Annotated in this window: 10 protein-coding genes; 7 read left to right on the top strand and 3 right to left on the bottom strand. The window is 46.2% G+C overall.

All coding sequences use genetic code 11. The features are described 5' to 3' along the window. Window positions 1–68 precede the first annotated feature (68 nt). From H6571_19865 to H6571_19890, 6 genes are all read left to right on the top strand, one after another. A complete protein-coding gene (locus H6571_19865; protein MCB9326006.1) occupies window positions 69–1115 on the top strand; it encodes a lipase in 1047 nt (348 codons plus the stop codon). Further along, window positions 1115–2647 (top strand): long-chain fatty acid--CoA ligase, encoded by a 1533-nt coding sequence (locus H6571_19870; protein MCB9326007.1) that lies wholly within the window; start codon window positions 1115–1117, stop codon window positions 2645–2647. The genes H6571_19865 and H6571_19870 overlap by 1 nt, the downstream gene beginning before the upstream one ends. A gap of 47 nt (window positions 2648–2694) precedes the next feature. Beyond that, window positions 2695–3336 carry a hypothetical protein gene (locus tag H6571_19875; GenBank protein MCB9326008.1) on the top strand — a complete coding sequence of 214 codons (642 nt, stop codon included), beginning with the start codon at window positions 2695–2697 and terminating at the stop codon, window positions 3334–3336. Between the two features lie 125 nt (window positions 3337–3461). Then, window positions 3462–5027: a hypothetical protein gene (locus tag H6571_19880; GenBank protein MCB9326009.1), complete on the top strand. Its 1566-nt coding sequence runs from the start codon at window positions 3462–3464 to the stop codon at window positions 5025–5027. Between the two features lie 18 nt (window positions 5028–5045). After that, window positions 5046–5990 (top strand): alpha/beta fold hydrolase, encoded by a 945-nt coding sequence (locus H6571_19885; protein ID MCB9326010.1) that lies wholly within the window; start codon window positions 5046–5048, stop codon window positions 5988–5990. A 108-nt stretch (window positions 5991–6098) separates the two neighbouring features. Continuing rightward, window positions 6099–7508, top strand: a complete 1410-nt coding sequence (locus H6571_19890) for a hypothetical protein (protein ID MCB9326011.1) — start codon at window positions 6099–6101, stop codon at window positions 7506–7508. Window positions 7509–7538: 30 nt separating this feature from the next. On the opposite strand, the gene H6571_19895 is transcribed toward H6571_19890, so the two are convergent. The 3 genes from H6571_19895 to H6571_19905 all read right to left on the bottom strand — a co-directional run bounded on the left by H6571_19895 (window position 7539) and on the right by H6571_19905 (window position 11925). After that, window positions 7539–8027 (bottom strand): methylated-DNA--[protein]-cysteine S-methyltransferase, encoded by a 489-nt coding sequence (locus H6571_19895; GenBank protein ID MCB9326012.1) that lies wholly within the window; start codon window positions 8025–8027, stop codon window positions 7539–7541. Window positions 8028–8267: 240 nt separating this feature from the next. After that, entirely contained in the window at window positions 8268–9065 is a 798-nt protein-coding gene (locus H6571_19900; protein MCB9326013.1) for a TIGR00159 family protein, read from the bottom strand. Window positions 9066–9756: 691 nt separating this feature from the next. Beyond that, a complete protein-coding gene (locus H6571_19905) occupies window positions 9757–11925 on the bottom strand; it encodes a S9 family peptidase (GenBank protein ID MCB9326014.1) in 2169 nt (722 codons plus the stop codon). 96 nt (window positions 11926–12021) lie between these two features. Here H6571_19905 and H6571_19910 point away from each other — a divergent pair, with 96 nt between their 5' ends. After that, complete coding sequence (locus tag H6571_19910; protein ID MCB9326015.1) at window positions 12022–13221, top strand: hypothetical protein; 1200 nt, start codon at window positions 12022–12024, stop codon at window positions 13219–13221. The last annotated feature ends 91 nt before the right edge of the window (window positions 13222–13312 follow it).

Genomic DNA, 13312 nt, shown 5'->3' on the forward strand with positions numbered 1-13312 from the left:
GTTCTCCTTTACTTTAATTTTTAACCTGAAATCATTAAATTATGAACCTCCCAATCAAACGTTTTTTCATGCTGCTTTACCTTGGCGCTTTCACTTTTGCCTGTCAAAAAGAAAGTACGCCTGAAAAGCAAGGCCCTGAACTCGATCAAACCATCCAATATGAGGCAGAGCCGGTGTTGGACCATTACGACATTTCACAACTCGTATCCCAACCCTCCCAGGACCGCAATGTCCCAAATGACGCGACGCTCACAGTACATTTTCAAAACTGGCTCAATGCCAATGGTTATGGCGGCTATAATTTTTCGCGCAGTGATATCAATGGAGACAGCTACGGTGGGAAGGTCAACAACAGCACCCCGGTAAATAAACAACCGGTGATTTTTATCCATGGCAACAGCGATAAGGCTGTCGGAAACGTTTATGGACAAAGCGGCTGGACCAACTCCCTGAATTATTTTCTTGCCCACGGGTACACCCAATCTGAATTGTATGCTATTACCTGGGGAGACGCCAATCCGTTTAGTTCGGCCAATAATTACCACTCGAAAGAAAACGTGACCAAAATTCGCGCTTTCATCGAAGCTGTACTCGATTATACGGGGGCTTCAAAAGTGGATATTATTTCCCATTCCATGGGAGTGACCCTTTGCCGGAAGGCCGTTAAAGGCGGATATGGCTACGATCCAAATGACGGAGGCTCCTATTATATCGGGCCTTCCATTACAGGATCGATTGATGTCTTTGTTGGCATAGCAGGAGCCAACCAGGGACTCACCAATTGCTATTACGCCAGCTCGACACCTACTTGTGATGATGTAAACGGATTTTACCCGGGTTACCTGTGGGGTTGGTATGGCCCCTATGGCGTTTCGGATTACCTCGTAGACCTGAATGCCACCTCGGGTTTTGAAGGCGCCTATCGTTACAGTATTTGGTCGAGTGTGGATCAGATTGTAGGATACAATTGCATCGTTTACGGGAAAAATACCTGTAAGCTTCCCGGACAAACAGGACAAAAAGCATATAACTCAACACCCTACGGACATTTTAACCTCAAAGACCTGACGGAAGCCGTACAATACGAAATGGTACTTAATCACACTATATTATGATGGTTCAAAATCAGGATTGGATAAATCAGTGGGCCATATACAGCCCGGACAAAATTGCTGTTAAAGAATACGAAACGGGGAGGGCCCTAAGTTACGGAGACCTCAACCGGATGAGCAATCGTCTTGCTCATCATCTTCAATCCCATTTTGGTATTGCCAAAGGTGATCGCATCGCTATTCTGGCAGAAAACTGTCTTGAATATATCCTCCTGTTTGGCGCTGCCCAAAAAAACGGCTGCACCCTGGTTCCACTCAATTATCGTTTAACGTCTGCCGAAATTGATTATCTTTTGGAAGACTCCTCCCCAAAAATGGTAATCAGTGAGACAAAATTCCAGCACCTGCTCGAAGGTGCTGAAAAATACAATACCATTCCCGGAAAATGGTCAATCGAATCCCTTATGGACCTTTGCAATCCTCTGTCAACCCAAACAAAAGAGGTTGCTTTCGAAATGGTTCCTCTGGAGGAAGATCACCCCATTTTCATCCTTTATACTGCCGGCACCACCGGCTTCCCGAAAGGAGCCATCTACTCGCATAAAATGCTGTTCTGGAACAGCATCAACACGGCCATGAGTCTGATCGTCAATTCAGAAAGCCGTACCGTCAACGTCATGCCCCCTTTTCATACCGGTGGATGGAACGTATTGCTGACGCCTTTTTTACATCATGGCGGTTATACCTGCCTGGTTAAAAAATTCGACCCTGATGTGGTGCTGGAATTGCTGGAAAGTGAAAAGACCACCATTTTCATGGCCGTCCCTACCATGCTGAAGATGATCGCTGAATCGCCGGGGTTTGACCAGGCAGATTTCAGCGCAATGTATTACCTGATCGTAGGGGGTGAACCCATGCCTATTCCCCTCATAGAAAAATGGCAGGCCAAAGGCGTTCCTGTACGTCAGGGATACGGTATGACCGAAGTGGGTCCCAACCTGACTTCTCTGCATCAGGATGACGCCGTAAGGAAAAAAGGTTCCATTGGAAGAGCCAATTTTTATGTCCGCATAAAAATTGTGGATGACCGAGGAAAGCAAGTGTCCGCGAATGAAGCCGGAGAGCTGCTGCTCAAAGGGCCAATGGTAACGCCCGGGTATTGGAACCATCCGGAAGCTACCGCCAAAACCATTGAAAACGGCTGGTTTCATACCGGGGATATGGTTCGCCAGGATGAGGAAGGTTATCTGTATGTGGTGGACAGGATCAAGAATATGTACATCTCCGGTGGGGAAAACGTATATCCCGCTGAAGTGGAACGGATCATCCTGGAAATGCCGGAAGTGTCGGCCGTTGCCGTAATCGGAATCTCTGATCCGCGATGGGGGGAAACGGGTAAAGCCTTTATTGTAAAACACAAAGGCGCTCAGATTCAGCCGGAAGAAGTAATCGCTTATTGCAAAAAAAAACTTGCAAGATTCAAAGTACCTAAATCCGTGGACTTTCTGGATGAGCTACCCAAAAACGATGCCGGCAAACTGGATAAAAGGGCATTGAAAACATGGGCTGAAAATGGCCCCATGACAACGAAATAACTTTAATAACTGAATAATATATATTTAACTTCCTAAACTTGATAATCATGAAAAATTTTAAAATTTTCTTGCTTTTATTTGCCCTCGCGGGCACTGTGATGGTTACTTCCACCAGCTGTGATAAAGACGATGGTGCCACCTGTTCTGATGGTATTCAAAACGGAAATGAAACTGGTGTTGACTGCGGTGGTGATTGTGCTGCCTGTCCTACCTGTGATGACGGTATTATGAACGGTGATGAAACGGGCGTTGATTGCGGAGGTTCCTGCGATCCTTGTCCGGAGGGCGTTCAGAAAACAAAATGGCAATCTTCAGGCGCCAACATAGCGCTCTTACTGGCAGGTGCTCCGTTCAATGTCGATTCCATTTACGTTGAATTTGACCTGATTACTTACCGTGTTGAACAATTTTCAGGAGGGGTGATGACCGTATTGGAGGGCAATTACACCCAATCCAAATCCGGATTCGGCAATATCTGGGATATCATCCTGAACCAATCCACACCGAGTTCGCTGACGGCCACCGGCATCTACGAAATCTCTGTAGATGGCAACCTGATGACTTACGAAGTTTTGCAAACCGAACCGGACCTGGGTTATACACCACCTACCGCAGCGGCAGGTTTCGGTAGTACCAACGGAGGCACTTTCTCTACCTGGAATGTTCAGAAATACGAAAAAATTGATTAAATGATTTTACTGCGCCATGGCCTTTCGGATCTCCGTCCCCCGGGAGATTCGAAGGGCTAAGGCACGGTATTTTTTGCCTGCTGAATTTCGCTTTCCTTCCGGACAAAACATAAAATTGCTAACCCATGAAGAGGCTTTTATTACTTCCCGTCCTGTTTTTATTCATCTTCCACCTCAACGCCCAGGAAGGTGGAGAATTTCTTGAAACCTTTGACAAAGAGCTGCCTCAAAAAGCCAACAAAGAATTTCAATTCCTCGCCTTTTTCTTTACCAAAGGGGTGGCGAATAACATATACCCCAAAAACGACCTGCTCAAAGGACAGATCGTTGGGCGACTTTTTGGTTCCAATACCACAACCACTTCCGACAGCCTGCATCCACGGTACGCGGAGCAGCGTATTTTGCCTTTTTTTATTTACCAGCCCAAACTCTTCAACGGTAAGGCTATCTTCAGGGCTTCCCTTGAGATCGACTGGACCTGGGGAGATGTTTCCTATGGCACCGGGGGCAATGGAGGATCGGCTTTTTCTGCCGACCAGGTGAATATTCAAACCCAAAACATAGAACTGGAACTCATCCCAAAATCCGGCTGGGCAGTCAACCTGGGCCTCATGCGCCTTTTCGACTCCCCTCATAACCCTTACCGCACTTATTTTGACAAAATGCTGGTCACCGGTTACCGCCTCTCCTACTGGGGATCCGATGCCGTCGGGGTAAATGTGCGCCGGGATGCTGATTTCTACAAATGGAAAGCCGGATTTTACCAGTTGTACGAAAACAACACCAATGAAAATGACGATGTCATCCTCGGTGAATTTTCGTACCAGCATCAGCTGGGGTTACGCTGGAATCTCGGAGGATCCCTTTATTATGTCAGGGATCGTGCCAATGGCGAAGGCGGGCCTTCTATCCTCGGACAGGGGTTGAACGCCACCCTCAATGCCTACAACGGAACCTATCGTTTCCCATTTGCCGGTTCCGCGTACAAGGCAGACGTTCTTTGGCTGGGCACCTATTTCAGTTTCAATGAGGATTATATGATGCACCGCTTTTTTGCCAATGGATTTGCCAATGCCAATTTTGGAGCCATCCAACTGGACAAGGGCAGTGGTTTTAACAAAGGGCCTTCGATCGCAGGACTGGCGACGAACTTCCGGTTTGGTTACCGCCATGGACAGACCATTGATGATATCGCCTGGATCGATGCGATTTATACCACAGGGGATAAAAACGGGATCACAGATGACAAATACTCCGGCGTGATCACCGGCAATACCTGGGGTACCCCGGGAGCTATTTTCATCGGTCATGGTGCTTACCTGATCTTTCCCCACGGCAACGTAATCAACCGATACTGGGCGCTGGTGCCGGACCTTTCCAATATGGGATATGGCGTGCTGGGCGGAACGGCAAATTACAGCAAGGCGATCATTCCCCATAAATTCAGTTTCAAAGTGGGCGGCGCCTGGGCGATGAGCGTAGCCAATCCTATTGGAGGAGGCAAATCTATCGGGCTCGAAGCCAATGCCCGCCTGAGTTATCAATTGGGTCCTTTTATGACCCTGGAATGGCATTCGGCCTATGCGTGGCTGGGTGATTTTTATGACAGCTCCCTGGTCAATGGCGGCAATTCCGAAAGGCCCATCAATCCATGGACCAGTTTTATTGGTTTCAAATGGCTCATGTTTTAATGCGAAAAATCTAATCAGATGCAAAAAATATCTTTTATCCTGTTTATCGGACTCCTCGTTAGCTCCTGTGGATTTCAGCAATCCATTGTCCCTCTGAAATCTTTTGATGAACTCAACTATCCATACGAGGTAAAAAAGGTGCGGCTTAAGGGGGATATAGAAGTAGCCTATGCCGATGAAGGCAAAGGAGCCCAAACCATTATTTTCGTGCACGGCCTGGGCAGTTATATGCCTGCCTGGAAGAAAAATATCAGCGTTTTGAAAAATGATTTTCGCTGTATAGCCATCGACCTGCCGGGATATGGCAAATCCAGCAAGGCCAAATACGACGGTAGCATGCAGTTTTACGCCAGGGTTCTGGCTGATTTCATCGACGCCCTTGAACTCCACAATGTGGTGGTCGCCGGGCATTCCATGGGCGGGCAGATCGGTGTGGTTGCAGCCCTGGCTTATCCCGACAAAATCGACAAACTCATCCTCGCGGCTCCTGCAGGCTTTGAACGCTTCAACAAAGGACAAAGACAATGGTTCAGGGAAGTTTTCACCCCTGATCTCGTCAAACTTACTCCTGTTGAGGCGATCAAATCAAACCTCGCCTTTAATTTTTACGATATGCCTGCCGATGCCGAGTTTATGATCAAAGACCGGATCGAAATGCGGTCGGCGGAAGACTTTGGCTGGTATTGTTATATCATCCCGGAAAATGTAAAAGGCATGGTCGACGCTCCCGTTTTTGATCACCTTAAAGAAATCAAACAACCGGTGCTGACCCTTTTTGGAAAACAGGACAATCTCATCCCAAACCGTTATCTCAACGGAGGGGCCACTGAAAAATATGCCAAAGAAGGAGCAGAACAAATCCCGGACTGCCAACTCATCATGGTTGACAAAGCAGGACATTTTGTGCAATTTGAACAACCCGAAATATTCAACCAGGCGGTAAAGGATTTTTTGAAAGGATAACAGAGCGAAAAGGAATATTTTTTTATCAAAAAAAATCGTTTCTTTAGGGTGGACAATTTCATTTTTAAACCATCCAAAAATAATGCCGGGCGGACCCATTGACGCGCTATGAGAAGCAAGCTTAAAAAATTTACAGAATTTGCCAATACCCTGTTGCCGCACGAGACTGCTTTTTTATTGAGCAGCCAGCAGTTTGTGGATGAAGAAAAACTGGCCATTCTCAAGCAAGTGGATTACAATTGCCGCAACATTGACCAGTTTACGCCCTACGACGACACCATCGACAAGCGAAAGTTTTCCAACCTGAAAAACTGGATCACTGACCGTTTAAATGCTATTGATGTGGATGCCTTTTTTGAATGGATCATTGAGATGGAACGCAAGATCATGACAGATTCCATCCACCTCAAAGAAGAAAAACAACTGCTTAAGGCGATCAGGAATCACCGGCATCCCATTGCCTATTTCACCAAGTTTTATGAATTGGTTCGTTCCTACGATCATTTTCTCCTCATCCGTCTCCGGTATGAGGATCATGCGATTACGGACCATTTTCTCACCGAACACAAAGACCAATACCTTCGTGTGGTGGCCGTGAATGAACAAATGCACCAGGCCACCCAGGATATCGTTCAGCAATATTCCAACAGCGTTGCCGAATCCAAACAATGGGAAGAATGGCTCAACCAGGTTTTTTCAGACGAATCCATGGATGGACTCAACCGTTACATGGCCCTGATCAGGTTGAGTTTTATTGGTTTTAATTACAACAAATTTGGCCTGCTCCTGGAAAAATTCAATTACCTCGACGAAAAATTCACCCAGGGTTTTTTTTATTCCAAACGCATTTTACTGAATTATTACAACAACCGTCTGCTGCTGCACAGCCGCTTCAATGAATATGACCTGGCCATCTATTACGGTTATCTTTCCATCCGGAAAAAGAATCATGATTACATTTTTTATGTAAACAATTTATGCGCCGTATTGCTTCGCCAGCACCGAAACGAAGAAGCCTTGAAACTGATGCGCAAAGCGGCGCCGGAGATGAAAGTGACCAAAAATTTTCATAACAAGATCGGTTATGTCGCTTTTTACATCAAAGCGCTTAACAGCAACAATCTTTCCAAAAATGCGGAAAATTATGCCGATACTTTTTTGAAAGCCTATGAGAAAGAAGTGCTCCGCTTCCGGTGGCACCTTTTCTTTAGCGTTTACCTGGAGACCCTGTTGTTTCGAAAGAATCACATGAAACTGCTCAATTTGGCCAGAAAATACAAATTGCCGGAGAAAGACAAAATCTACCAGGCGCGCGCCAATTACCTTCCGGTCATTCCGTGGCTCATCGGGTTAGCCAATTACCGGTCCGAGCTTATCACCAAAAAAGAACTCATCCTTACCTTGAAAGAGTCGACAGAACAATTATCCGATGCTCAAAAAAGCCTGCCTTCCTTCAAAAACCTGGTGGAAGACTTTAAGGTTTTTATTCCGGAGATTACGAATTTGTTGATTGTTTAAATGGAGTGAAGCGAAATTCCACTTACTTCCCTAAAACAAACTGCCCTGCCGGGCAAAACTCATGGGATTTTCCAGTTCCAGCAGCCTGCGCTTCATGTCGAGGCCGTAAAAGTAGCCCTGGAGGTCGCCGCTTTTACCAATGACCCGATGACAGGGTACGATGATGGCGATCGGGTTGTTGCGGTTGGCCAGGCCCACGGCACGTACTGCCTTTGGATTTTTTAGCGTTTCCGCAATGGCCGAATAGGATGTGGTATGGCCGTAAGGGATCTTCAGGAGTTCTTTCCAGACGGAAATATTGAATTCAGTAGCCCCGCCCCAATCAAGCTTGAGGTCAAATTCCTGCAATTGCCTTTTAAAATACAGATCCAGCTGCACCACACATTCCCTTAATTCTTCAGGGATCGGCCCTGCCGGACATGGTTTTTTATCGGACAAGCGTACCGATTGAATACCGAGTTCGCTGCCCTTGATTTCAAAACATCCGAAAGAAGAAAAGTAATGCGTTTTTGCTAACATGTTGCTCGGTACTGGTTGCTGGTTTGTCAATTGTCAATGCCTAAAATAGCTTGAACCAAATGGTATATAATCGTTTATCAAAGATACGGCTTTGTTTTAATAGAAACCACTACCAATGCAAATCGAAATAGATTTTGAAAAACAAATTTACACTCCCTTATTTATCCATTTGGACCCAACAAAAGAAAACCAGACATCAACCAGTAACGAGTAACCAGCAACAAGCAACCAGCATCAAGCTCACACCCAATGGTCTTCCAACAGCACCCCTAGGCGTTCATCGCTCAATTTCCGTTCGAGTTTTCCGCCGAAGGCGAAGGAGATGCTCCCGGTTTCTTCGGAGACGACAAAAACCGCTACCCCGGCCCGTTCGGTGATGCCCACGGCGGCGCGGTGACGCAAGCCGACGCTTTTAGGCAATCGCGAGCTTTCTGAGACGGGCAGTACACAACTGGCCATTTCAATTTTATTGTTATTGATGATCACTGCCCCGTCGTGCAGGGGACTTTCTTTACTAAAAATACTTTCGATCAATGGTTCTGAAATGATGGCATCCAGTGGTGCACCGGCGGTGATGATACCTTCCAGGAAGAGGTTTCTTCTCAAGACGATGAGGGCCCCCGTTTTTTGGCGGCTCATCCGCTTGATGGCAGCCTTTAGCGTATTGATAAAAGTGATATCCTGCTCCCCGTTCTGAAAATTGCGGTTGATGAACCGATCCACAAATTTAAACCTGCCTTTGATGGTGCTGTCGCCCAGGAAGAGCAGGAAGCGCCGCACCTCCGGCTGAAAAATGATGATGATGACAATCACCCCGACATTCATCACGGTGCCGAGGATGGCAGAGAGCATATCCATTTTCAGCTCTGTCACCAGCCACCCGATGACGTAAAGCATCAATACACCGATAAAAATATTAAAGGCAATGTTCCCCCGCAGCAGTTTGTACAACTGGTACAGCAGGTAACCTACGATAAGAATATCGAGGACATCCCAGATGCGGATCGGTAAAAAGCCTATGTCGAAGAGAAAGATCATGCGTGTTTGTTAGGGCGCAAAAATAGGGGAAATTGGGAGATTTTTATTAGAATAACCATTTTTAAAGATAAGTGTTTTGAGGAACTTATGCAATTCATTTTATGAACTTGGTCATTGTTCAAAATATTAGTTGCTCCGGCGACTTTAATAAATAGTCATATTTAAATCAGGAAAACTTCGACATTCGTTACCTGCCTGCAGACGCAGGAGGCAGGTTCTGTGGTTCTGGGTACCGCAAAAGGCAAGCTAAAGCATGCGCTACGTATTTTTTTCTCTCGGTCTATATAATAGGCCCCTATCAACATCCCTAAAATATCAGTAAGCTGATTTTGTATCCTATCAGCTAATACAAACTTCTGTGCCCTGGGAAATTTGACTAATTGTGGTACAATATACTTCAACAACCATCGATCTTTTTTATATTAAAAAAAGTTTGGGAGATCAAGGCTGCTTTCGCAAGGCTATGTGTTCTATGTTGCTATGTGTTAAAAAGAACCACATAGGCACAAAGTACACAAAGACACTGCTTTCCAAAGGCTATGTGTTCTATGTTGCTATGTGTTAAAAAGAACCACATAGGCACAAAGTACACAAAGACACTGCTTTCCAAAGGCTATGTGTTCTATGTTGTGGCATAGTAAAATACCCAAAAGGAATTTTATTTAGAGAAAAACTCCTGAAAATGTAACGGTCAATACGGTTTCACCCTCAAATTATAATACATAAATGACAAAATATCCGCCCCTTCGTTGATCTTCTTGGTGGTTGGTTTACCGGCACCATGACCTGAACTGCTGTCTATGCGGATGAGGACGGGGGCGTCTCCTTTTTGTTTATTTTGCATGGCCGCGGCGAACTTAAAGGAATGCGCCGGTGCCACCCGGTCATCATGGTCGGCAGTGGTGATGTAGGTGGCCGGGTAAGCGACCGTATCCACATTGTGTAAAGGGGAATAGGAATACAAATAGTCGAATAGATCTTCGTCTGAGGCAGAGCCGTATTCAGCAGCCCAGGCCCAGCCGATGGAGAATTTTTCGTAACGTAACATATCCATTACGCCCACCGCAGGGATGGCCACTTTGTACAGGTCAGGACGCTGGGTGAGGCAGGCGCCTACCAGCAGTCCGCCGTTGGAGCGACCGTAGATGGCCAGCTTTCCGGAAGAAGTGTATTTTTGGGCGATGAGGTATTCTGCTGCCGTCTGGAAGTCGTCGAAGACGGTTTGTTTGCGCTTGAGCATCCCAGCCTTGTGCCATCGTTCCCCGAATTCGCCTCCCCCGCGAAGGCTGGCCACCGCACAAACGCCATTGTTTTCCAGCACCACGGAAAATAAATTCAGCCGCGTGACATTGTACATCGGCAGGATGGGAATGTTGAACCCTCCGTAACCATACAGCAATGTTGGCGCATCTCCATTTGGCTTGAAGTCTTTTTTATGCACAATAAAGATCGGAATTTTCTCCCGGTCATAACTTTGGTACCACTCTTGCTTGATGACGTAATCTTCGCTGTTGAAGCTCGTCTTCGGTGCTTTGTACAATTCGTTTTTGTAATCCTTCAGGTCCAGGTGATAAATAGATTCGGGCTGCACCAGGGTGGAAAAACTGTAAAACACTTCGTCGTTATCTGTTCCCATGGTGATGTCCGTTACGGTTCCGATGCCGCTGAGGGCGACGGTATTCAGCAAAACTCCCTTTGCATCAAATATCTTGAGCTGGGAAGAGGCATTGTGCAGGTAGGAGACGATAATTTTATCCCCTGCCTGTTTGACATCAAGCATCATATCATCCGATTGGGGAATCACTTCTTCCCAATATCCCGGTTCCGGATGTGCGGTGCTTACGAGTATCAACCTGGAGTTGGCAGCACTATGATTTGTTTTCACCAATAGTTTTTCGCCCATGTTCCCCACGACCTCAAAATCATGATCAAAATCCTCCACGATGGGTTCAAAATAGACCTCATCGGAATTCAACCGCTGAAAATACAGGGCATTGCCATTGGTGGATTCCACTACCGAGAGATACAGGAATCGCTCATCCTTAGTCGTTCCGGCATAAACGTTACGTTTGGCATTGAAGCGGTCGGCAAATATTAGTTCATCTTCTTTCTGGGGGGTGCCGACCTTGTGATAGAATAACTGGTGGAACTCATTCACCGCCGTCAGGGCATTCCCCCCTTCCACCGCCGGATACCGACTGTAGTAAAATCCATCATTAAACCAGGAAATTCCTGAAAATTTAACCCACCTGATCGTATCGGTGAGCATTTTTTTGATCCGCATATCCATCACCCGGATGGTTCGCCAGTCAGAGCCGCTTTCGGTTACCTGGAATGCCAGGAGAGAACCGTCCTTTGAAAAACTGTACTCCCCCATGGCCACCGTTCCGTCGGTAGAAAAAATATTGGGATCCAGGACCAATTCAGGCGCATCGAAAATATCTTTCATCCGGTAGAGGGCGTCCTGATTTTGGAGTCCGTCATTTTTAAAGGCGTAATAATAATCCCCGTGCTTCTCCGGGGAAGAGAACCTTTCATAGTTCCACAATTCAGCCAGCCGTCGCGCAATGGTATCCCTGAAAGGAATCTTTTTCAGGTAACTCGCCTCCAGTTTTCTTTGCTGATTGATCCAGTTATCGGTCGACGGAGAGTTATATTCCAGCCATCTGAATGGATCCATTACCTTCATACCGAAAAAGTCATCCACAATACTCGTATCTTTGTAGGTATCCGGATATTGAATGTCTAACTTTTTGAAATAAGTCTCAGGATCAAAAGCAGTCTGGTTTCTTTTATCCTTACAGGAAAAAAAGAAAAATATGGCTATAAAAAAGACTGGAATAAAATATCGATTAGTCATTTATGGTTATTTTTGTGATTAAGGTCTTCCGGCACCGCACCATTTTTCGGGATTTCTCAAGATGCCTTCCGGGATCAAATATATAAAATGCAATATATGAAATTTTCACGTCAACTTCTATTAAGCCTTCTGCTAAGTCTCATTTTTAGCCCCATTTTCGGTCAGGAAATGCGGGAAAACGACCAGGGGGAGAAGATCATTGTCTGGCCGGATGGCTCATGGCAGTATTTTTCTGATTTTGGCAGTGAGGATCCGGGGTCCTTGCACGGCCGGCAAAATGCAGGATCAGAACAATCTTTCCCCATTTATGACGGCACCATTGCTCCTTTGGAAGGCTACGTATCCATCACGGAAAATGATATTCTCAAAATTGCCGTTCGAAAATCACAATTGGCAAAAGATGCCGCCGACATTGCGTCCGAAAGATCCAAACAAGCCAAAGAGGTACGCCTGAACATCGAAAAAGAACTGGCGAATGCCATGGCCGATGCGGGGCCCGACCAGGAAGAGATCCGGCGAATCAGGATCCGGCTGGAGGCTGCCAAAAAAACAGAATTGTCCACCGATCTGGAAGCCCGGGAAGCCATGGAAGGCGCCCAACGAGCTAAGGAAATGACCGCAAAAGGGGCTTATGTAGAAGCCTACCTCGAAAACCAGGATACTAAAAAAAGGCAATCCCTGTTGTCCACGGAACAGCGCCAAATTTCCGGCCAGAACTACCAGAATATCCTCCCCCTAACAGAGAGTTATACGGGCGATTCAAAAAAGGACGACCTGATCTTAAATCCACCGCCACCACCCTGCAGCATTGTTTTTGAAGGGAATGACGAACGTACAGGGCGTCCGCGCAGAGACGTGCAGCAGCAGGTATTATTCACCTATACCGACGAACGATTGCGTCCTTACCTGAAAGATAAAGAATATCTTCGCTGTGAAGGATTCCTCACTTCCATCGGGGGCGGTTTCCGGTATTTGACGCTGGTTTTCACCTTTGCTTATCCCAATGCCAGGGAAGCCTACGGGTTTATTGAGAAAGGAAGTGTGCTCACCATCAAAATGCTCAACGGGAACTTTGTGAATCTTTTCTCCGGCAAAATGGACCGGGGAAGTTATAATACGAAAACTCAACTCCTCACCTACCGGGTTCATTATCCTATTGACAGGGGGCAGTTGGGTCTGTTGGAAAAAGATGAGGTGGATGCTTTCCGGGTGTTCTGGAGCAGTGGTTATGAAGAATACGAGGTCTTTCAACTCGATTTTTTCCAAAGCCAGCTGGATTGCCTGGAGCAGGATTGAAAAATTATAGTCCTACGATACTTTGATAATGGGATGATAAGCCTTAAAACATGAGGTTGAGATGATTTTCAAGGCACATGATTAAAGAACA

This window comes from Lewinellaceae bacterium (assembly GCA_020636105.1).
Lineage (GTDB): Bacteria > Bacteroidota > Bacteroidia > Chitinophagales > Saprospiraceae > BCD1.

Excerpts from the sequence above, each read along its gene's own strand:
- H6571_19865 (MCB9326006.1), top strand. The coding sequence starts at position 69 with ATGCTGCTTTACCTTGGCGCTTTCACTTTTGCCTGTCAAAAAGAAAGT.
- H6571_19870 (MCB9326007.1), top strand. The coding sequence starts at position 1,115 with ATGGTTCAAAATCAGGATTGGATAAATCAGTGGGCCATATACAGCCCG.
- H6571_19875 (MCB9326008.1), top strand. The coding sequence starts at position 2,695 with ATGAAAAATTTTAAAATTTTCTTGCTTTTATTTGCCCTCGCGGGCACT.
- H6571_19880 (MCB9326009.1), top strand. The coding sequence starts at position 3,462 with ATGAAGAGGCTTTTATTACTTCCCGTCCTGTTTTTATTCATCTTCCAC.
- H6571_19885 (MCB9326010.1), top strand. The coding sequence starts at position 5,046 with ATGCAAAAAATATCTTTTATCCTGTTTATCGGACTCCTCGTTAGCTCC.
- H6571_19890 (MCB9326011.1), top strand. The coding sequence starts at position 6,099 with ATGAGAAGCAAGCTTAAAAAATTTACAGAATTTGCCAATACCCTGTTG.
- H6571_19895 (MCB9326012.1), bottom strand. The coding sequence starts at position 8,027 with ATGTTAGCAAAAACGCATTACTTTTCTTCTTTCGGATGTTTTGAAATC.
- H6571_19900 (MCB9326013.1), bottom strand. The coding sequence starts at position 9,065 with ATGATCTTTCTCTTCGACATAGGCTTTTTACCGATCCGCATCTGGGAT.
- H6571_19905 (MCB9326014.1), bottom strand. The coding sequence starts at position 11,925 with ATGACTAATCGATATTTTATTCCAGTCTTTTTTATAGCCATATTTTTC.
- H6571_19910 (MCB9326015.1), top strand. The coding sequence starts at position 12,022 with ATGAAATTTTCACGTCAACTTCTATTAAGCCTTCTGCTAAGTCTCATT.